This window comes from Akkermansia sp. 54_46 (genome assembly GCF_001917295.1).
GTDB lineage: Bacteria > Verrucomicrobiota > Verrucomicrobiia > Verrucomicrobiales > Akkermansiaceae > Akkermansia > Akkermansia muciniphila.
In genome coordinates, this window is the sequence record NZ_MNUD01000030.1 from 1 (window position 1) to 19,762 (window position 19,762).

16 protein-coding genes are annotated in these 19,762 nt (G+C 56.7%); 9 read left to right on the forward strand and 7 right to left on the reverse strand.

Going from position 1 to position 19,762, the window contains the following annotated elements:
* Window positions 1-636: 636 nt before the first annotated feature.
* Both BHW66_RS05670 and aroB read left to right on the forward strand, forming a co-directional pair.
* Complete coding sequence (locus BHW66_RS05670; RefSeq protein WP_128191278.1) at window positions 637-1,107, forward strand: hypothetical protein; 471 nt, start codon at window positions 637-639, stop codon at window positions 1,105-1,107.
* Between the two features lie 75 nt (window positions 1,108-1,182).
* Window positions 1,183-2,295, forward strand: coding sequence for a 3-dehydroquinate synthase (aroB, locus tag BHW66_RS05675; RefSeq protein ID WP_046437476.1), 1,113 nt, complete (start codon window positions 1,183-1,185; stop codon window positions 2,293-2,295).
* A 216-nt stretch (window positions 2,296-2,511) separates the two neighbouring features.
* On the opposite strand, the gene BHW66_RS05680 is transcribed toward aroB, so the two are convergent.
* On the reverse strand, window positions 2,512-2,928 hold the full coding sequence (locus tag BHW66_RS05680) for a hypothetical protein (protein WP_146023454.1): 417 nt from the start codon (window positions 2,926-2,928) through the stop codon (window positions 2,512-2,514).
* A 297-nt stretch (window positions 2,929-3,225) separates the two neighbouring features.
* Here BHW66_RS05680 and BHW66_RS05685 point away from each other — a divergent pair, with 297 nt between their 5' ends.
* The 3 genes from BHW66_RS05685 to BHW66_RS05695 all read left to right on the forward strand — a co-directional run bounded on the left by BHW66_RS05685 (window position 3,226) and on the right by BHW66_RS05695 (window position 8,487).
* Window positions 3,226-4,503 carry a Gfo/Idh/MocA family oxidoreductase gene (locus BHW66_RS05685; RefSeq protein ID WP_102758657.1) on the forward strand — a complete coding sequence of 426 codons (1,278 nt, stop codon included), beginning with the start codon at window positions 3,226-3,228 and terminating at the stop codon, window positions 4,501-4,503.
* A gap of 31 nt (window positions 4,504-4,534) precedes the next feature.
* Entirely contained in the window at window positions 4,535-5,239 is a 705-nt protein-coding gene (locus BHW66_RS05690) for a cytochrome c3 family protein (RefSeq protein WP_046437480.1), read from the forward strand.
* A 374-nt stretch (window positions 5,240-5,613) separates the two neighbouring features.
* A complete protein-coding gene (locus tag BHW66_RS05695; RefSeq protein ID WP_286688945.1) occupies window positions 5,614-8,487 on the forward strand; it encodes a 4Fe-4S dicluster domain-containing protein in 2,874 nt (957 codons plus the stop codon).
* Between the two features lie 107 nt (window positions 8,488-8,594).
* Here the strand turns inward: BHW66_RS05695 and BHW66_RS05700 are convergent, their stop codons facing one another.
* The 3 genes from BHW66_RS05700 to BHW66_RS05710 form a co-directional block, all read right to left on the reverse strand.
* Window positions 8,595-9,038 carry a hypothetical protein gene (locus BHW66_RS05700; protein WP_022197033.1) on the reverse strand — a complete coding sequence of 148 codons (444 nt, stop codon included), beginning with the start codon at window positions 9,036-9,038 and terminating at the stop codon, window positions 8,595-8,597.
* A gap of 137 nt (window positions 9,039-9,175) precedes the next feature.
* Window positions 9,176-11,242, reverse strand: coding sequence for an ATP-dependent DNA helicase RecG (recG, locus tag BHW66_RS05705; protein WP_046437563.1), 2,067 nt, complete (start codon window positions 11,240-11,242; stop codon window positions 9,176-9,178).
* A gap of 46 nt (window positions 11,243-11,288) precedes the next feature.
* Entirely contained in the window at window positions 11,289-11,960 is a 672-nt protein-coding gene (locus BHW66_RS05710; protein WP_102758659.1) for an N-acetylmuramoyl-L-alanine amidase, read from the reverse strand.
* A gap of 255 nt (window positions 11,961-12,215) precedes the next feature.
* Between BHW66_RS05710 and BHW66_RS05715 the strand changes: the two genes are divergently transcribed.
* Window positions 12,216-14,042 (forward strand): phosphoenolpyruvate carboxykinase (GTP), encoded by a 1,827-nt coding sequence (locus tag BHW66_RS05715; protein ID WP_031930846.1) that lies wholly within the window; start codon window positions 12,216-12,218, stop codon window positions 14,040-14,042.
* Between the two features lie 282 nt (window positions 14,043-14,324).
* Entirely contained in the window at window positions 14,325-15,074 is a 750-nt protein-coding gene (locus tag BHW66_RS05720; RefSeq protein WP_046437484.1) for a PEP-CTERM sorting domain-containing protein, read from the forward strand.
* A gap of 55 nt (window positions 15,075-15,129) precedes the next feature.
* Here BHW66_RS05720 and acpS read toward each other — a convergent pair whose 3' ends face one another.
* The 3 genes from acpS to purH are packed head-to-tail and all read right to left on the reverse strand — an operon-like array spanning window position 15,130 to window position 17,878.
* Window positions 15,130-15,516, reverse strand: a complete 387-nt coding sequence (gene acpS, locus BHW66_RS05725; protein ID WP_012420248.1) for a holo-ACP synthase — start codon at window positions 15,514-15,516, stop codon at window positions 15,130-15,132.
* Between the two features lie 34 nt (window positions 15,517-15,550).
* Window positions 15,551-16,291, reverse strand: coding sequence for a pyridoxine 5'-phosphate synthase (locus tag BHW66_RS05730; protein ID WP_031930843.1), 741 nt, complete (start codon window positions 16,289-16,291; stop codon window positions 15,551-15,553).
* A gap of 39 nt (window positions 16,292-16,330) precedes the next feature.
* The gene (gene purH, locus BHW66_RS05735; RefSeq protein ID WP_012420246.1) at window positions 16,331-17,878 is read right to left on the reverse strand and encodes a bifunctional phosphoribosylaminoimidazolecarboxamide formyltransferase/IMP cyclohydrolase; all 1,548 of its coding nucleotides are present in this window, start codon (window positions 17,876-17,878) and stop codon (window positions 16,331-16,333) included.
* 254 nt (window positions 17,879-18,132) lie between these two features.
* Here purH and rplI point away from each other — a divergent pair, with 254 nt between their 5' ends.
* Both rplI and BHW66_RS05745 read left to right on the forward strand, forming a co-directional pair.
* Complete coding sequence (gene rplI, locus BHW66_RS05740; RefSeq protein WP_046437487.1) at window positions 18,133-18,579, forward strand: 50S ribosomal protein L9; 447 nt, start codon at window positions 18,133-18,135, stop codon at window positions 18,577-18,579.
* A gap of 169 nt (window positions 18,580-18,748) precedes the next feature.
* Window positions 18,749-19,741, forward strand: a complete 993-nt coding sequence (locus tag BHW66_RS05745; RefSeq protein ID WP_012420244.1) for a magnesium transporter CorA family protein — start codon at window positions 18,749-18,751, stop codon at window positions 19,739-19,741.
* The last annotated feature ends 21 nt before the right edge of the window (window positions 19,742-19,762 follow it).

Sequence of the window (19,762 nt, forward strand, 5' to 3'; positions counted from 1 at the left end):
CCCTCGGAAAACCCTCGGCGGTTTTCGGTAGTCATTCCCTTCAAATCTTCTTATCGCAACCCCTTCCGGGGGGTTCTCCGGGTGGCCGGCTCCAGCCGCCTCCAGCGCTCTTCCGAGCCCTTCAGCCGCCGGGCTTTTCATCCCGTCACCGTGTTGGCGTGCCGAGAAATCTACCATACCACACCTTTTTGTCAATTTTTTTCGAGATGTTTTTTGCGTCCGCTTATTCCCACCACCCCTCCAATACTCACATAACCTACATATCATGAACAGTATATGCTTTTGTCATACTGCCTCTTTCCACCGCATCTTTTTTTGAACGTCCCTCTCTTCCCTACTCTTGTACCCCACCTTTCTTCGAGAAAAACTTATAACAGGTCTATATATTCCCTTTTCCATGAATACCGATTTTCTAATCGGCCGGAATTTTCAGAGAAAGAGAGCCTTCCAACAGAAAAAAGGCCCTTCCCCGCACCAATGAACATACCCTGTTCGGCAACCATCGACATGAACATTATTTCTTCGAATTTTGTCTAACAGGGCATGAAGAATCAGGAAATACACTTGCCAACGCCCAATCCCGAGCATCCTTATGGAGGAGGAAACGGACGTTACCGTTTTCCGGATATCAACGGCATGAATTTACTGGGAGACAATATTTCCCTGCCTCCCATCGTTCCAAAAAGTTTCCATATCATGCTGACTGTTTTTCACCCGGAAACTTTGTACGGAATGAAAAAGTGGCTTCCCTTCTGCGAGGACCTCCGCAAACAGTACAAACATACGCCAACCCCGGTGGAATATAGCATTTTGCTGGTTCTGCAGCCACCCCCAATTGAAGGTGATGTCCCCGCCTTTACACAGGCTCTGGGGGATTTTCCGGATTTTTACATGAAGACCAATTCCCTGATTTCCTATTATGACCAGTCTTTTGTACGCCGCAGACTTTCCCTTCACAAGAAGGCGGAAACAGCGATTGTCCTTCTGGACGGCAACGGCAATATCATCTGGAAGGATGACGGCGGGTTCACGGCCTCACGCGCGGAGCATTTGAAAGTTATCCTGGAAACTCTTTCTCCGCTGGCACCCAGGACAAGAACGCATTAAAAGGAGAATGCGTCTTCTTCGCCTCATCCGCACTTTCCGTTTGAGGTTCCCTCCGGAATATCCCATACTGGCCTCATGCCTACCATTTCTCTTGCTCTCGGTGAACGTTCCTACGACATCCACGTGGAAAACGGAGCACTGGACCGTACCGGAGAGTTTGCCTACCGCGCCGGTCTGGACGGCAAGATTGCGGTTATCACGGACAGCTGCGTCGCCCCGCTTTATGCAGAGCGCGTAATGAAGTCCCTGGAGAGCGCGGGATTCATGCCCAGCCTGCACGTAGTGAATGCCGGGGAAGCTTCCAAAAATATGCTTCAGGCCCAGGAGCTGTGTTCCGAACTGGTCCGGGCCGGGCTTGACCGCACCGGATGCATCGCCGCTCTGGGCGGCGGCGTAGTAGGGGATCTGGCCGGCTTCATCGCTTCCATTTATTACCGGGGCATCCCCTTCATGCAAATTCCAACAACGGTGGTCGCCCAGGTGGACAGTTCCGTAGGAGGAAAGACTGCCGTCAATATTCCAGAAGGGAAAAATCTTGTAGGAGCCTTTCATCAGCCGTCCGTCGTGGTAATCGACCCTACCACGCTGGTGACTTTGGATCGACGTACGCTGGCGGAAGGTTTGGCGGAAGCCGTCAAGCACGCAGCTATCAAAGACGCTTCCATGCTTCATGAATTGAAAGGGCTGGGGACGGAACTCTCCATCGGCTTCTCCCTGAATACTATTACCAGGCTTCCTGACCTAATCTCCCGGAACGTGGCCATTAAGGCCCGCATTGTAGAAAATGATGAATTGGAAACTCTGGATATCCGGGCTCTGCTCAATTTCGGCCACACCATCGGCCACGGCATTGAAGCTGCCGTCCCTTACGGAACCATCCTTCACGGGGAAGCAGTGGCGCTCGGCATGCGCGCCGCCCTGTTTCTGAGTGAACGGAAAGCCGGTTTAAGTTCTTCCGATGCCAACAAGATCCTTCGCACGCTTCAGGCGCTGGAACTTCCCTTGGTTCTTCCGGACGGCATTGATACGGCAACTGTTCTTCAAAAAACGGCATCAGACAAAAAGTTCCGGGCCGGAACCATCCGCTTTGTTCTGCTTTCCAAAGCAGGGGAGGCAGGCATTTCTACGAAAATTACCCGGGAAGATATGGCGGAAGCCATTGAAGAATTGCGCCGCCTCCTGGATTGAGTTTACCACCCGTGGCCCTTTGTTCTCCAGCAAGAAAACTCCGGGAGTCGGGCTGTACAGATATTTTCCCCTTCTCTTCGCGCATTTTCCCATCAGGAAGAGGAAAGGATTTACCGGGGGACCTGATACCATATCAAACCGCCCTTCATTCCGGCAAAACAGAATGAAGAGGAACATTGTAGTAATTACCCAATTCCCGGCACGGGGAATTTATTTTTACGGCTCTTCCGCGGTAGGTTCGAATCCATCCACATCCAGAGGCACACTGCCCGTGTATTCCCCGGCATCGAAATGAATTCCTTTCAAAGCATCTTCCAGAGACGAAGAACCATAACATTCCCGGCTGGCCAGACGCATCAATTCATTTGCAATATTTACGGCTTCTTCATTGGGAATATCCCCGGGCAGGGAGGCAGCCAGCTCTTTCACCTCCGCCGCGTGGGCGTTTGCCGTAGCCTGATCCTGAATAAGCAGCAGAACGGCCAGAATTTTTTCTCCCGGAGTTTTAGGAACGGCCTGTTCGCTGGGAACCGAAACATCCCGGGGATGATCCTGCTTCTTGCCGCCGTCACAGGCAACAAACACTAACGCCGCCAAAAAAGCCGTAGAAGGAATGAGATTTCGCTTCATCATGATGATTGGTTGAAAAGCCGGAGGCCTCATTGAATTCATCATGAACACTGAGGATTCCGGAGTCAAATCAGTTTTTATCCTTAAAAACTGTTTTTCAGGCAACATATCTCTTTAACCTCTGCCTCTCGTTCTGAACGCAGGAAACAGCCCTTCCCATTTAATAGGCAAAATATAGGGAGTTCATTGACTCCCTCCGCAGAGCACCATTTCCGAGAATGACGGTTGCGCCTATTTTTTGTGTCACCATTTCAATACGACGTTTGATTTCACAGGACGTCACCGTATAATTCCCCTGAGATGGGTTACCCTATTTGGAACAGACGCCGTTTTTTGAAAACCGCCGCAGGAACAGCCGGATTCCTTGCCGTCATGCCCTGCCTGAACGCAGAAGAGGCCCTGACGAACACAAAACCGCTCAAGGTGGGCCTGGTAGGCTGCGGAGGCCGAGGCCTGGGTGCCATGAAAAACGCTCTGGACGCCGATCCCGGAACAATTGCCTGGGCATTGGCAGACGTGTTTCAGGAACGTATCGATTTCGGCGCCAAATTACTGGCGGAACAGTACGGCAACCGAGCCCGGCTGGACAGGAGCCGCCTGTTCAGCGGCCTGGACAGTTACAAGAGACTGCTGCAAACGGATATTGACGTAGTTCTGCTCTGCACTCCCCCCGCTTTCCGTCCGGAACATTTGGCGGTGGCCATTGACGCCAGCAAACATATTTATGCGGAAAAACCCGTGGCGGTGGACGTTCCCGGCGTGCTTTCCGTACTGGAATCCGCACGGCTGGCAAAACTCAAAAATCTGGTGATTCTGGACGGCTTCTGCTGGCGCTACGACAAGGCGAATGAGGAAGCCCACCGCAAGCTTTCCTCCGGGCAGCTGGGCCGTGTCCTCTCCTTTGACGGGTTATATTATACCACTCCTCCCAAGTCTCCGCTGGCCCTGGATTCCCGACCTTCCTCCGATACGGACGTGGCATGGGCGCTACGCAACTGGACCGCATGGAACTGGCTGAGCGGAGGCCAGTTTGTGGAACAAATCGTCCATACGATTGACGGCATGGTCTGGTCCATGAACGAGCAGCTTCCTCTGGCGGCTTTCGGCTCCGGAGGACGCGCCCAGCGCCGGGATGACGGCGACGTATGGGATCATTACGACGTTTATTTTGAGTACGGCCACAACGTAACGGCCCACATTTCATGCAGACAGTGGGTTGGCTGCCACGGGGAAATCGTGGACCGCACCATCTGCGAAAAAGGAATGCTGGTTACTCCCTACCGCCCCTACATTCAGGCGAATAACCGCTGGCGTTTCCGCGGGGAACGCGGCAATATGTACGCAGACACGCATGTGGCCTTTTACCGTTTCCTGCGCTCCGGCACCTGGACCCAGACACTGGAAAGCGCAGCCAATAAAACCCTGGCTGCCATCATGGGGCGTGAAGCGGCCCACACAGGCCAGCGCATTACCTGGGAACAGATTAAGAAAAGCACCGCACGGCTGGTGCCTGAAGACCTGACGATGGATACGCCCCTGCCGCCCGCCCGCATCCCGCGCCCGGGCAGAACGGCCTGACGGAGGCTCCATCCCTTTCTCTCCACGGTTCATGGCCAACATCTTTCCACCCAATACCAACAAGCGCTTTTACGGGATTGCCGCCCTGGTTGCGCTCGCTGCCGCGTTCGTACTGGGGGGAATATATTATGTTAATTTCAGCATTCCGGAGTATGAACCCGTGCAACCCGTCCGCTTTTCCCACAAACTTCACGCCGGAGATCTGAAGATGAGCTGCACGGCTTGCCACAGCGCCGCACAGCGCTCATCCAGAGCCGGCATTCCGGATACGAAGTCCTGTCTGGGCTGCCACCAGCATATTCTTCCGGACAGCCCGCTCATCGCCCCCCTGAGGGAAGCGGCGGACCCGCAATACCCCGGTTACACAGGAGAACCGGTCCGCTGGGTGATGGTCAACCGCCTGTCCGGTCACGCCTATTTTAACCACATGGCCCACCTGAACCGGGGCATCGGCTGCACGTCCTGCCATGGAGACGTGGCGGGCATGGAACGCATCAGGGCTCCACGCGACGCCCGCATGCAATGGTGTCTGGACTGCCACCGCAATCCGGCTCCCCATCTGCGCCCGCTGGAGGAAACGGCCAGTTCCCGTTATTCCGCCGCAGACTACCTCCGCACGCATTCCATCCGGGATGAAGAAGGGAAAAGCATCCAAACCCCGCTTCAACTAGGAAATTTCCTGAAACGCCAATGGAAAATTCAGCCGAAAACGGATTGCACCGCATGCCATCACTGACCTCCATAGCCTGTTTGACATCCGCGGCGCCAAAGTTATTCCTCCCTGCGTTCCCGGATACTGCGTAATAAAAAGACCAAAGGACTTTTCATTAAATGATTCCTTCCTTGAATCCGTAATCAATGACATTGAATTCCACAAGAAAGATTTCCTCCTGTTCCCTGTTTATCCCTTATTGGCCCAAAGATAAAGACTACCGTCAATCACCACTTGATTTCATCCTTCGGATTTCCTAAAAAAAGCCATCCCTGTTTCATCAATCCCCATCATTACCCGGTTTGACTCCCCTCCCTCCATTTTCCCAGAATGAAGTTCCCCAGAACCACCCCGCTTTTCTTCCGGAAGAAGAACGGGGGATGACGCGGCGTTCCTTCATGAAATGGATGGGTGCAGGGGCAGCCCTGGCAGGGATAGGGCTGCCGGCCTGCCGCCGTGTGGAAAAATACCTGGTTCCCTATAACGAAGGGCCTGAATGGTCTGTTCCCGGCGTGGAAACGGCTTACGCCACCTGCCTGACCATGGGAGGAAACGCGCAACCCGTACTGGCCGCCTGTTATGAAGGGCGCCCCGTCAAATTGATTCCCTCCCTGCAATACCCGGAAGGTCCGGGGCTGCCGGCTGCGGCTCAGGCCTCCATTCTGGACCTTTACGACCCCGGCCGCAGCAAACATGTCCTGTTCAACGGCAATCCGGCCTCCGAAGACGAATTCCGGGGAGCCTTTTCTTCCTGGTCCCGCAATCTTCGGGATGGTGGCGGCATCGGCCTTCTCCTTCCCCCTTCGGCTTCCCCTCTGCTCCATTCCATGCTGGAGGAAATCACCAGGAAAAATTCACTCGTGCGCATCTACCGGTATTCCCCCGTGCCTGAACCGGGTTCCGGCATGCAGGCGGGGCTGCCGGAAGAAGTACGGTTCCGCGTGCGTTTTGCGCGCTCCAGGCGCATCCTCTCCCTGGATTGCGATTTTCTTCATCAAAACCCCTATGGAAACACGCGCGACTTCATTGCGTCCCGCTCCCCGGAAGGGCTTTATTACAAAGAAGAAAACAGGAACCGAACACGCCTTTACGCCGTGGAGGGACGCGTTTCCCTGACCGGGGCCCATGCCGACCACAGGCTGCCCGTTCCTCCCGCACGCCTGGCGTTTTTCCTGGAGGAACTGTTCCGCTATCTTTCCAGCAAAAAAAACTCCGGCCAAACGCTTTCCCCTCCCCGGCGAACGGACCATCCCCTGACGGAAAGGGAACTCAACTGGCTTCGCCACTGTGCGGATGACTTATTCAGCCACTCTGGAGAAAGCGTGGTCCTCCTGGGGGACAATCATCCGGAATTATCCGGCATCGTCTGGAAGCTCAACTGTCTTCTCGGCTCCATGGGGACATGCATCCAGTTGTTAAAGGCACCGCGCCCAACTCCCTATGGCACGCTGGACGATCTTGTTCGGGACATCCGGGGGAAAAAGGTGGAAATCGTTTTTTTACTGGATGCGGGAAATCCCGTGCTGGATTCCGGGCACAGTTCCAGACTGTCGGAAGCCCTGAACAGGGTGGAAAGCATCCACCTTGGAATGTATGAAGATGAAACCTCCCGCGTCTGCCGCTGGCACCTGCCGGCAGCCCACTTTCTGGAATCATGGGGAGTGGAGCGGGATTACCGGGGCAGATTTTGCTATCGCCAGCCCGTCATTCTTCCCCTGTACGGGGGCATTTCTCCGGAAGAAGTGCTTTCCGGCCTGCTTTCCTCCAAAGGCCATCTCTCCACGGCGGACAATTCCCCCACCCACCTCTCTCCCGTTTACCACAGAGCGCGCAAATGCTTTGAACGCGCCGTGAATCCGGAAAATAAAACTGCGGCCTGGGCTCAGGCGCTTCAGCGCGGCTATTCGGAAGAAACGGCCTATGCTCCCCTGTCCCCGCAGGAAGAAACGGCTCTTGGAACAGCCATGATGCAAACGCCCGCAGCGCCTTTTGGCGGCCACGGGAAAAAATTGGGAACCGGGATGCTGGAATTGCAATTCCGCCCGGACTATTCCATTGGGGACGGCCGCTGGAAACGCAATGCATGGATGCAGGAATGCCCGGACCCAATAACAGGCGTCAGCTGGGCGGCGTCCGCACAGGTCTCCCCCGCCACCTTTCTGCGGCTGGGAGGTTCGGATTCCGGGCCCATGCACTGCACGCTTACCGCCCCCTCCACGCAAATGGAAGTCATCCTGTGCCCCATTCCGGGAGTGGCGGATAATCTCATTATTCTTCCTCTGGGTTATGGCGGCATCAACCACGTAGCGGAAAGGCAGGAAAATTCCGGCGGATACGAACTCCGCAGACAGGTGGAAAAAACGGAAGCATACGGCATTGCCCCGGAACAGATTGCCTTGTCTGCCCTCCGGGAGCGGACGGAAGCCATTCAAAGCCCCGTTGTGCAACCTGCCCCGTTCTCCCTGCATCCCGGTCTGTCCCGCGTCCCGCCTCCCCCTCCCGGCGCGGATGCCGTTTACCAGTGGAAAATGGCCATTGACACGTCCCGTTGTATCGGCTGCAACGCCTGCATGATTGCATGCCGCGCGGAAAATAACATTCCCGTGGTAGGGCGTGACCAGATGGCCAGGGGCCGCGCCCTGGACTGGATACGTATCGACAGATACTTCACGGAGGAAGGGACGCTCACCTCCATCCCCGTGGCCTGCCAGCAGTGCGGCAAGGCCCCATGCGAATCCGTATGCCCCGTCAATGCCACCGTGCATACTGCGGAAGGCCTGAACGCCATGGTGTACGCCCGGTGCTGGGGTACCCGGTACTGCGCCACCAACTGCCCGTACAAGGCTCGGCGCTTCAATTTTTTTGATTACGCCAAAGCATCGGAACAGGCCACGCGCCTTCAGCGCAATCCCAATGTAACCGTTCGCTCCCGCGGCGTCATGGAAAAATGCACCTACTGCGTCCAAATGGTGGAACGTGCCAAAATCCGGCACAAATCCCGCTTGATGAAGGAGCATCCGGGCCAGCCATCCACCTCCATCCATGTGACGGCCCAGGACATGCTGCTTCCGGACGGGGCGGCTCAAACGGCCTGCCAGCTCGCATGCCCGATGGGAGCCATCACCTTCGGCAATGTGCTGGACCCCGCCGCAGCCGTTTTCCGCGCCAAGTCCCTGCCGCGCCACCAGGATCTCCTCTCCTGCCTGGGCACGTCTCCCGGCACGGGCTACCTGGTTCCGGCAAGAAACCCCAATCCGGCCATGGAGAAATAAAATGCCCTGCCCGGAAATTGATAAAAAACGGCCCTTCCTTAAAAAATAAGGCCGCCTTCTTCAGGAGGCGGCCTTACCAGTCAAAGGTCTTTTGATAAGCTGGTCACTCAATCTTCCACAATTTGCTCCACGGTCGTAATCGTTTCCACCACGTCGATGTTGGCGGCGTCGGCAAAATCATTCACCGCCTTGAGCAGAGCCGGAGTCATCAGCTTGTCCTTTTGAATGCGCTCGCAATTTTCCAGCATGTCCACGATGGTGTCCTGGGCGTCTCCGTTCAATTTGGTGATGCGGATAGCCTGCTCGGAAGTAAGCTTCATCTTTTCCATGGACTTGTCCAGCTGCTTGGCCTGCTGGGTCAACGCATTGAGCTGCTTAATGGCGATTTCAACCGCAGCGTTGTCCTTCACGTCGTCCAAAACCTTGTTGGCGGAAGAAATCAGGTCGATATTCTGCTTGACCATCTGCACGGGATCGGCAGCGTTCTGGGCAAAGGCGGAAGCGGAGCATACGATGGCCACCACAGGGAGTACTTGATACGTCTGAATCATTGTTTTATCGGTGTTCGGGTTGAAGAAGAAACATCTTCTTTGCTTCTTTAGATTCATTCCGGCGGATAAATCGTTGCCCTCTTATCTGTCATGCGCCTCTTACAAGCTGACCGTCAGCAAACGGCAGAAAAACAATCTTACCCGGCCACACGCCTCCCCGCCCCGTCTTCCAGCAAAAAACGGAGAGGGCAGTATTTGGCGGATTCCAGATTGGGATCTTCCGCCAGAATAGCCTCCGCCAGCTGCCGCCCGCGGTGAATCAGGCGCGCATCCAGCAGCCATTCCTCAAAACGTACTCCCTTCAAGCCGCTCTGGGACGTACCCAGCACGTCTCCAGGGCCGCGTAGCCTCAAATCCTGTTCCGCCAGGTCAAATCCATTCGCCGTAGTTTCCACGATGCGCAGCTTCTCCCATTGCTCATCCTCCGGACGGGCGTCCGTCATCAAAATGCAGTAGGACTTGTGCGACCCGCGGCCGATGCGCCCCCGGAGCTGATGAAGCTGGGAAAGCCCGAAACTTTCCGCATTATTGATGATCATCACCGTGGCATTCGGAACATCCACCCCCACCTCCACCACCGTGGTGGACACCAGCACGCTGATGCGGTTGGAGCGGAAATCCTTCATCACCGCCTCTTTTTCCTCTGAAGACATCCTGCCGTGCAGCAGCCCCACATCCACATGAGGCAGCAGAGCCTTCCACTCGTCCCATTCCTTCGTCACGGCTTTCCCCTTCCGGGAATCCTCTCCGTCAATCAGGGGGGAAACCACGTAAATCTGCCTCCCTTCCTCCAGCTGGTTCCGAACGAATGCCAGCACTTTTCCCTTATCCTTCTCCGTACGGATGGCTGTTACGACCGCCCCGCGCCCCCCGGGCACGCCGTCCAGGATGGAAACGTCAAGCTCCCCGTAAAAAGTCAGCGTCAGCGTGCGGGGGATAGGGGTAGCGGTCATCACCAGCACGTCGGGGCGCTCTTCCCGGTCAATCAGCTTCTCCCGCTGATTCACGCCGAATTTGTGCTGTTCGTCAATCACGACCAGCCCCACACGCTCCGGCACATTTTTCCCGTACAGCAGGGCATGCGTGCCAACCACAATCCCGCCCTGCTTTCCAAACGATACATGGGATTCTTCCTTCCTGTCCGCCGTCACCAGGGAAACAGGCACATCCAGCTTGTCCAGCATCTGCCGGAACTTCAAATAATGCTGTTCCGCCAGAATCTGCGTGGGCGCCATCATCACGGCGGAATAACCGTGTTCCACGGCCAGCAGCATGGCGCACAGAGCCACCAGCGTCTTGCCGGACCCGACATCCCCCTGAAGCAGGCGGTTCATGGAACGGGGGGCTTTCATATCCCGGTAAATCTCCCTCACGCAGCGCTTCTGAGCCTCCGTCAGCTCAAACGGCAGGGAATCCGCCAGATCCTTCACCAAATGGCTGGAACCTGCGGTCCGCATGCCGGGCATTTCATCCGCCCGCCTTCTTCTGTAGGCCACGTTCAACTGCTGAGCAAGGCATTCCTCCAACGCAAAACGGCGCCGCGCCCGGTCCCGGGCCTCTGCGGTCTCAGGAAAATGAAGATCCCTCAATGCCGTTTTGCACGGAGTGTCCGGCACAAACTCATACACCTCCGGTTCCGGAGCCGGGGAAAGCCTGGACAGCGTCTCCCATACGATTTCCCGCAGCCTGCGGACCGCAATCCCCATACGGCCGCCATACACGGGAACAATGCGGTTCAAATGAATGGACTGCTCATCTCCTTCCCGGATAATTTCAAAATCCGGATGCACCATACTGAGCTTTTTCCCATACGGTTTCATGCGCCCGTATACAATCATCTCCTGCCCGGCGCACAGCATCCTGGCTACGCCCGGCATGCTGAACCACAGGCAGGAAAAACGGGCCTGCCCCAAAGACTGCTCATCCGCCAGCACGGCTTCCACATACCGGCCGCGGCCCTTGCCGCCCCGTCCGCCCCAGCCTTTCCAGCCCACATCCACCACCCTCCCTCTCAGGCAGACGGGCACACCGGAAGACAGGGAATCATAGCGGTCAAACATGCGGCGGTCTTCATACCTGCGCGGAAGCATGAACAACAAATCCCGTACGGAGGCCATTCCCGCCGCCTGCATGGCCGCCAACTCTCTGGGGCGGATAAAAACGCATTCCTCCAGAGAAGATGTTAAAAGCAATTCTCCAGCCATGAACCCAAGAACGTATCCCTTATCATGCACCATGTGCGCGTACCCGTCAGAGCGCTGCGGCGGGCCGTGTCTCCAGACAGCGCCTGTAATAATCCACGCGGGAAATGAACCAGCTCCATTTATGTCCCGGACGGCCGTTGGTCAGCAGCGGGGCCGGGCAATTCTTCCCCGTCCAATAATAATGAGGAACCACATTACGGAGCGGAATATGGTACTGCTTCATCAGCACTGCCGTCAGCTTGGCGGAGCGGTTCCAGGTAACAATGGGGTTATGGCTCCTTACCTCCCCCATCTCAATGCCGATGGAGTACATGTCTCCGGGGCCGCCCCGGTCTGCGTGGCGGCCCGTCTCATTCAGCGGAATATGCTGGACGGCACAGTACTGGTCCACCGTAAAATGCCAGTTCAGGGACCCCATGGCCCCCCTTTTCAATGCCCGGGCATGCGCCGCGGCGTCACCCTTGGGATTGGCTGTGCTGTGAATCGTGATAAACCGCGGATGCATGGAATGGGCGGCCCGGCGAGCACGGGAGCGCGGGGACATGAAATCACGGTTAATGTGCACCTCTCTGGACATCTGGGCCATCGTGCGCGGCACGGGAGGCACATTCTGAATCCTGAAGCTGACGGCGGGCGGGCGCGGGGCGTCCGAACACGCCGCCAGCAAAGCCGGCAGCATCAGAAACACCGCATTTGCCGACAACATTCTGACATTCATGATTCTTCCCTAGACTATCGCAGACGAGCTGGCAAGCAGATTTCCAGTCAAAACAGTCTTTTTCACCCTTTCCGAGAAACACGGCAGCAGGAAAAAGGGATATCCTGAAGAAAGCCCCCGCGCACAGCCATCCGGCAATCAGGGCAACGCCATTCCCCGCATGCGGTTTCCATGCCCGGAGAAACAAAACCGCCCCATAAAAAGCCGCACGGGAGGCTTGCCAACGGCTATTTCCGTGCATACACTATCTTCACCATGAGTACCACTCACGAAGCAGCTAAGAAGTGGGTCGAAGAAATCGCCCAGCTTTGCCAACCCGACTCCATCTACTGGTGCAACGGCTCTCAGGAAGAAAATGACGAGCTTTGCAACATGATGGTAGAAAAGGGCACCTTTATCAAACTGAACCCCGAGAAGCGCCCCGGGTGCTTCCTCGCCCGTTCCACCCCCTCCGATGTAGCCCGTGTGGAAGACCGCACGTTCATCTGCAGCGAGAAGGAAGAAGACGCCGGCCCGACCAACCATTGGGCTGATCCCGTTGAAATGAAGGCCAAACTGAAGGGCCTCTTCAATGGCTGTATGAAGGGCCGTACCATGTACGTGATTCCCTTCTGCATGGGCCCCCTGGACTCCCCCCTGGCCAAAATCGGCATTGAAATCACGGATTCCCCCTATGTCGTGACCAACATGCGCATCATGACCAAGATGGGTGAACAGGTTCTCAAGCGCCTGGAAGACGAAGTCAAGGGCGGCGGCAACCCGAAGCGTGACGGTTACGGGACATTCGTTCCCTGCCTCCACACCGTGGGCGCTCCGCTTGCAGACGGCCAGGTGGACGTGCCGTGGCCCTGCAACGAAGAAAAGTACATCTGCCATTTCCCGGAAACGGAAGAAATCTGGTCCTTCGGTTCCGGTTACGGCGGCAACGCCCTGCTCGGCAAAAAGTGCCTGGCCCTGCGCATCGCCTCCGCCATCGCCCGCAAGAACAAGTGGATGGCTGAACACATGCTCCTTCTGGGCATTGAATCCCCGGACGGCACCAAGGCCTACGTCGGCGGCGCATTCCCGTCCGCCTGCGGCAAGACCAACCTGGCCATGCTCGTTCCCCCCGCCTCCTACCGGGAAGCCGGCTGGAAAACCTCCATCATCGGTGACGACATCGCCTGGATCTGGCCTCATGAAGACGGCACCTTCCATGCCATCAACCCGGAAAACGGCTACTTCGGCGTGGCTCCCGGCACGTCCTACAAGACGAACCCGATCGCCATGGACACCATCAAGGAAAACGTCATCTTCACCAACGTTGGCCTGACCGACGACGGCGACGTCTGGTGGGAAGGCATGGACGGCCCCGCTCCCGCCCACGCCATCGACTGGCAGGGCAATGACTGGACCCCGGATTGCGGACGCAAGTGCGCTCATCCGAACGCCCGTTTCACCGCCCCCGCCTCCCAGTGCCCGACGATTGATCCCGAATGGCAGAACCCGGAAGGCGTTTCCCTCTCCGCGATCCTGTTCGGCGGCCGCCGCGCCACCACCATGCCCCTTGTCTTCCAGTCCCGCGACTGGACGCACGGCGTTTACGTCGGCGCGACGATGGGTTCCGAAATGACCGCCGCCGCCTTCGGCAACATCGGTCAGGTCCGCCGCGACCCGATGGCCATGCTTCCCTTCATCGGCTACCATGTGGGCGACTACTGGCAGCACTGGCTGGACATGGGCAAGACCGTTGCCAATCCTCCGCTGATCTTCAACGTGAACTGGTTCCGCAAGGACAAGGACGGCAACTTCATCTGGCCGGGCTACGGCGACAACATGCGCGTTCTCGACTGGATCCTGCGCCGCGCCAAGGGCAAGGCTGAAGGCCAGAAGACCGTGCTGGGCGTCTCCCCGACCTATGCCGAACTGGATAAGACGGGCCTCGACTACAGCGAAGAACAGTTCAACGCCAACATGGCTCTCAACCCGAGCGAATGGCAGGCTGAACTGGAAAGCCAGACCGAGCTGTTCGACAAGGTGGGCAAGAAGCTCCCGGCCGAACTGGAAGAACAGCGCCAGCTCCTCATTAAGAGCTTTTCTTAAAAGTCCACCTGACTTAAGAAAAAACTCTTAAGGCAGAGGCCGCCCTTTGACAGGGCGGCCTCTTTTATTCCATAGCAACGAATTTCAAATCCGTTTTACAAGAAAAAAATCTATAATTTTCTCGTTTTCTGTATGGAACAGTGAAAATAAACAAACGAAAAAAGAAACCAATCTTGTAATAGGGATATTTTCAAAAACCTATTTATTAATGGGTTAAGATAGAAAAACATTCAACGAATTTGAAAATCGTTGAATCTTTTTGCAATTACGTGCTATTGTCATATGGCTATCAATCTATCCATTAAAAAATATTTGCTGCTGGCAGCAGGGCTGCTTTTCTGTGGTGCGGCAAAGGCGGCGGAGACAGCTACCTATACATGGGATTTTTCCTCCGCGGCTGCCGTCATGGGGGGAACTGCTACAGGTAATTTCAATACTGCCCAAGATACAGAGAAGGGGACGGTTCTTACCGGTTCCACCTTTGACGAACGCGGTACAAATGTATTCCGGGAAATGCTGAACGGAGCCCTTTCCGGGGAGGGGACCATGAGCATCACCATGGACATCTCATGGGGAGGCAACAATTCCCTTGAGAATATCATTCACGTTGCCCGCAGCGGATTCGGCTTCAGCCTGGGACTCAGCAATGGGGCTGTTGCCATCAACTCCGGCAATCTCTCCTCCGGAAGAGCAATCGCAGAAGCCGGACTGACGGCAAATACGTGGACAAACGTAACCGTTGATATCCTGGGACATGACGTAACCGTTACTCTTGATAATGGTACTGCTGCCAGCACCGCAACCGTTTCTATCAGCGATATCGCCTGGTACACCGGAACTGATGACGGAGGAGATACCCAAAACGAGATGTACAGCATTGGACATCGTGCTCCCGGTTGGAATAATGACGGCTTGAACGGCACGAAACTGAGTTCGCTCTCCGTCTCTTATGCCGCTGTTCCGGAACCCTCCACAGCGGCATTGTCTCTGCTTGCGTTCGCGGGATTTGCCGCACGCAGAAGGAGAAAATAACTTCCCTTTCCTCCTTTAATGCCAGCCGTTCCTTTCTTCCCAGGGAACGGCTTTTTTATTGCGCCAAGGCAATAACGGTGGCGGCGGCGCTCAACCTGGAATGGGTCATGGTCAGGAACCAGCCCGTAATGCCCAGCTCCCGGGCGGTCACTCCCGCAGCCCCGTGCAAAAGAATGGAAGGAACTCCCGCATCGCCGCGCACCACCTCCACATCCGTAAAAGCGCACTTCGCCCCGATTCCCGTTCCCAGGGCTTTCGCCACGGCCTCCTTGGCCGCAAAGCGCGCCGCCAGATGCGGCACGGGATCCGCGTGCTTCCGGCAATAAGCCCACTCATCAGGGGTGCAGATGCGCAACGCAAACGCCTCCCCGTTTTTCCGCAGGGCCTGGCGTACGCGTTCCATATCCGCCAAATCCATTCCCAATCCTGCAATGCGGCTCATACTCCGGCAACCGGGATCAATTGAAACGGCGCAATCAGCTCAGGCGGTCGATCGCCTGGCGCATTTCCCTCACGGCCTGCTCCATCCCCACAAAAAGAGCGCGGGATACAATCGTATGGCCGATGTTCAGCTCATGCAGGCAAGGGACGCCAGCCAGCAGCTGTTCCAGATTCTGGTAATTGATGCCATGGCCCGCATTCACCTGGATGCCCAGGGAATGGGCCAGTTCCGCGGCGCGTTTCAAACGGGCCAGTTCCTCCGTGCGCTCCCTGCCGGAATGGTTGGCAAAACATCCGGTATGCAACTCAATCATGGGGGCGCCCAGGCGGGCGGCAGCCTCCACCTGGGGCACTTCCGGATCAATGAACAGGCTCACCTGAATGCCGTTGTCGGCCATTCTTGCCATGGTTGGAGCCAGATCCTTTTCATGAAAAACGGCGTCCAGGCCGCCTTCCGTAGTGATTTCCTCGCGCTTCTCCGGAACCATGCAGATATAGTCCGGTTTCAGCCGCAGGGCAAAATCCACCATCTCCGGGGTATTTCCCATTTCCAGGTTCAGGGGAAGGGCCACGCTCTCCCGGACGCTCAGGGCATCCGCATCCTGCATGTGGCGGCGGTCGCCCCGGACATGGAGGGTGATGGAATCCGCCCCGCCCCTTTGCGCCGCATAAGCGGCGTCCAAAACACTCGGCTCCACATTGAAGGAATCCAGCATGGTCGCGTAGCGGGCCTGCCTCAACGTGGCGATGTGGTCTATATTTACACCTAGCAGCATATCGGTTTTAAGACAAAGGGGCGGGGACGAACATTCAAATTAATGGAGGAAATGGCGGTGTCCCGTAAATACCATGGCAATTCCCGCGGCGTCAGCGGCGGCAATCACTTCCTCGTCGCGGATGGAACCTCCGGGCTGGATGCAGGCGGTGGCTCCGGCGTCAATCGCCACCTGGAGGCCGTCTGCAAACGGGAACATGGCGTCGGACGCCACAACGCTGCCCTTCAGATCCAGGCCGGCCTGCCCGGCCTTCCAGACGGCAATGCGGGCGGAATCCACACGGCTCATCTGCCCGGCGCCGATGCCAAGCGTGCGGTCCGTACCGCCAAAAACGATGGCGTTGGAATGAACCTGCTTCACGACGCGCCAGTTGAAACGCATGGCGGTCAATTCTTCCTCGGTCGGGGGGCGCTTGGTCACCACCTTGGCTTCCAGATTGTCCAGCCCCATCACGTCCGTATCCCGCTTCATGGTCATGAACCCGCCGGGCGCGGAACGGATGATGGGTTCGCGGCGCGCCTTCATCCAGGCTTCCGTGTTCATGCGGATGATGCGGCAATTTTTCTTTTTCTGGAGAATGGCGCGGGCTTCCGCATCATACTCCGGAGCGATGATGACATCCGTGAAAATGGCGCTCAGCACACGGGCCAGGCCTTCCGTCATCGGGCGGTTGACCACGATCACGCCGCCGAAGGGGGCCTGCGTATCCGTTTCAAAAGCCTTCTGCCATGCGTTGCGCAGGTCTTCGTCGTCCTGGCCCACGCCGCAGGGATTCGTGTGCTTCAAAATGCCCACCGTCGGGCGGCGGAACTGGGTAATCAGCTCGGCAGCCCCTTCAATGTCCAGCACGTTCGTATAGGAAAGCTCCTTGCCCTGAAGCTGGTGGAAAATATCCCCGAAGCTGCCGTACAGGCTGGCTTCCTGGTGGGGATTGTCCCCGTAACGCAATTCCTGATACAGGGGAGCGCAGATGCAGAAGCTGCCCTTGGTGCTTTCCGCGCTCTGGTGGCCAAGATAATTAGTGATGGCGTTATCGTAATTGGAGGTGCGCATAAACACCTTCACCGCCAGGTTTTCACGGGTCTTCAGGGTCGTATCCCCCTTGTGGGTCTGCATTTCATCCAGAATGCGCGCGTAATCCGCGGGATCCGAAACCACCGTGACGGAAGCGTAATTCTTGGCGGCGGAACGGAGCATGGACGGCCCGCCGATATCTATTTTTTCAATAGCTTCCTCCAGCGTGACTCCGGGCCTGGCGACGGTTTCTTCAAAAGGATACAGATTCACGCAGACCAGGTCGATGGGCTTGATGCCGTTTTCCTTAGCCTGGCGCACATGCTCCTCATTATCGCGGCGGTGCAGCAGACCCCCGTGCACCATGGGATGAAGCGTCTTCAGGCGCCCTTCAAACAACTCCGGTTCTCCGGTATAGTCGGAAATCTCAATCACCGGAAGGCCCAGGCCTTTCAGGAAAGCGGCGGTCCCGCCAGTGGAAATAAGCTCTACTCCAAACTCGTGCAGGCCCTTGGCAAACTCCTCCAGGCCGGTCTTGTCGGAAACGGATATCAATGCGCGCTGAATAGCCATAAGATCAAATATCTGTAATGTACCCGCGGGCGAACCCCACCCCTCCGGGAGAGAACGCGATAAATGCGGTTCCTTTCCCTACATACTACTGCCGCGTGAAGCAAGCGCAATGTCACCAATCATGACAACCGGGAGGATTTTTCCTCCCAAAACATAAAAAAACGCCCTTTTTATCGCTCTTGTCTTGACATTCGGGCGAATACTTACTACTTCAACCGCTCACAAATAACCATTTCTTTTTAGCCATGGCAACGATGGAAGTAATTCTCGCAACAAAAATTGAAGGGCTCGGCGCAGAAGCCGACCTGGTGACCGTTAAGGCTGGCTATGGCCGCAACTACCTCATCCCCAAGGGTCTGGCCCACGAAGCAACAGCCTCCAACCGCCGTTTCATCGCCAATCTTCAGGCCGCCCGCGCCAAGCGCGAAGCGGAAGAACTCAGCGCCGCTCAGGAAGTGGCCGCCAAGATCAGCGGACTGACCGTAGACCTCACCCTTGAAGTGGGCCAAGGCGGCAAGGCGTTCGGCGCCATCACCAACCAGAACATTCACGATGCCCTGACCGCTCAGGGCGTGGAAGTGGACCGCCGGGCGATTGAACTCGAAAAGCCGATCAAGAGCGAAGGCGAACACGAAGTCGTCATCAAGGTGCATCCCCAGGTGGAAGCCACGCTCAAGGTGATCGTCAAGGAAAACGCCTAAGAGGCGCGCATCCCTTTTCCGGCAGGCCCGGTTCCCACCTTGGGGACCGGGCCTCTTTTTGTCACCCTTTTTACTTCCCTTCCCTGAACAAACAAGGCATCATGCCTGCGTTGGGTGTCACTCGACCTCATGCACGGCATCGTTCCATCCCCCCACCGAAATCAACGGCATGATCCGGCTCTATCGTCAAACTCCGGAAGGCATTGAGCGCACCACCCAGGTGGATGCGGCGGAACAACACTTGGATTCCGTCTTCTGGATTGACCTCCTTACCCCGGAACCGGCGGAAATCAAGTTTGTGGAACGCCTCTGCGGGCTGGAAATGCCGACCTATGACGAAATGAGGGAGATTGAGGCCACCAGCCGTCTGTACACGGAGGACGGAGCGCGCTTCATGACCACCACGGTTCTCAGCCGCGTGGATACGGAATCCCCCTCCCTGTCGGAAATCACCTTCGTCCTCATGGGGGCGAAAATCATCACCATCCGCCATTCGGACTCCTATTCCTTCCGCGTTTTTTCCCACCAGCTCCTGCGCCAGAAGCAAATCAGCCGGGACCAGGTTTTCACCGGCCTGCTGGAAACCATCGTGGACCGCCAAGCGGACGTGCTGGAACGTTTCGGCGCAGAACTGGACCGCCTTTCCAAAAACATCTTCCGCAGGGACGAACCTGAAGGCAAGACCAGCAAGCGGGTGCCCGTCTCCAGTGCCCTGCGCCTGACGCTCCAGGACCTGGGCCGCGTGGGCGACCTGCTCACCCGCCAGCGGGACTGCCTGGTCAACCTTCTGCGCCTGCTCACGTACGCCAGCAACGAAGAGGCCTTGGACGACACCAACTCCACGCTGTACATCAAGCTGCGTCCTCTGAGCCGGGACGTCACTTCCCTTTCCGAATACGCCAACTTCCTTTCCAGCAACGTCAACTTCATGCTGGACGCCGTTCTGGGACTCATCAACATCGAACAGAACGAAATCGTTAAAATCTTCACCGTGGCGGCCGTGGTCTTCATGCCCCCCACGTTAATTGCCAGCATTTATGGGATGAACTTCGCCCACATGCCCGGCCTGGAAAACGAATACGGCTACTACATCTCCCTGGTAGTCATGCTCGTTTCCATCATCCTGCCCCTGGTTTACTTCAGAAGCAGGCGCCTGCTTTGAACGGGTCCTGCCTCAAAATCT

Bases quoted from the DNA above. Each gene is read 5' to 3' on its own strand.
- BHW66_RS05670 (WP_128191278.1), top strand. From the start codon at position 637: ATGAATTTACTGGGAGACAATATTTCCCTGCCTCCCATCGTTCCAAAA.
- aroB (WP_046437476.1), top strand. From the start codon at position 1,183: ATGCCTACCATTTCTCTTGCTCTCGGTGAACGTTCCTACGACATCCAC.
- BHW66_RS05680 (WP_146023454.1), bottom strand. From the start codon at position 2,928: ATGATGAAGCGAAATCTCATTCCTTCTACGGCTTTTTTGGCGGCGTTA.
- BHW66_RS05685 (WP_102758657.1), top strand. From the start codon at position 3,226: ATGGGTTACCCTATTTGGAACAGACGCCGTTTTTTGAAAACCGCCGCA.
- BHW66_RS05690 (WP_046437480.1), top strand. From the start codon at position 4,535: ATGGCCAACATCTTTCCACCCAATACCAACAAGCGCTTTTACGGGATT.
- BHW66_RS05695 (WP_286688945.1), top strand. From the start codon at position 5,614: ATGAAATGGATGGGTGCAGGGGCAGCCCTGGCAGGGATAGGGCTGCCG.
- BHW66_RS05700 (WP_022197033.1), bottom strand. From the start codon at position 9,038: ATGATTCAGACGTATCAAGTACTCCCTGTGGTGGCCATCGTATGCTCC.
- recG (WP_046437563.1), bottom strand. From the start codon at position 11,242: ATGGCTGGAGAATTGCTTTTAACATCTTCTCTGGAGGAATGCGTTTTT.
- BHW66_RS05710 (WP_102758659.1), bottom strand. From the start codon at position 11,960: ATGAATGTCAGAATGTTGTCGGCAAATGCGGTGTTTCTGATGCTGCCG.
- BHW66_RS05715 (WP_031930846.1), top strand. From the start codon at position 12,216: ATGAGTACCACTCACGAAGCAGCTAAGAAGTGGGTCGAAGAAATCGCC.
- BHW66_RS05720 (WP_046437484.1), top strand. From the start codon at position 14,325: ATGGCTATCAATCTATCCATTAAAAAATATTTGCTGCTGGCAGCAGGG.
- acpS (WP_012420248.1), bottom strand. From the start codon at position 15,516: ATGAGCCGCATTGCAGGATTGGGAATGGATTTGGCGGATATGGAACGC.
- BHW66_RS05730 (WP_031930843.1), bottom strand. From the start codon at position 16,291: ATGCTGCTAGGTGTAAATATAGACCACATCGCCACGTTGAGGCAGGCC.
- purH (WP_012420246.1), bottom strand. From the start codon at position 17,878: ATGGCTATTCAGCGCGCATTGATATCCGTTTCCGACAAGACCGGCCTG.
- rplI (WP_046437487.1), top strand. From the start codon at position 18,133: ATGGAAGTAATTCTCGCAACAAAAATTGAAGGGCTCGGCGCAGAAGCC.
- BHW66_RS05745 (WP_012420244.1), top strand. From the start codon at position 18,749: ATGATCCGGCTCTATCGTCAAACTCCGGAAGGCATTGAGCGCACCACC.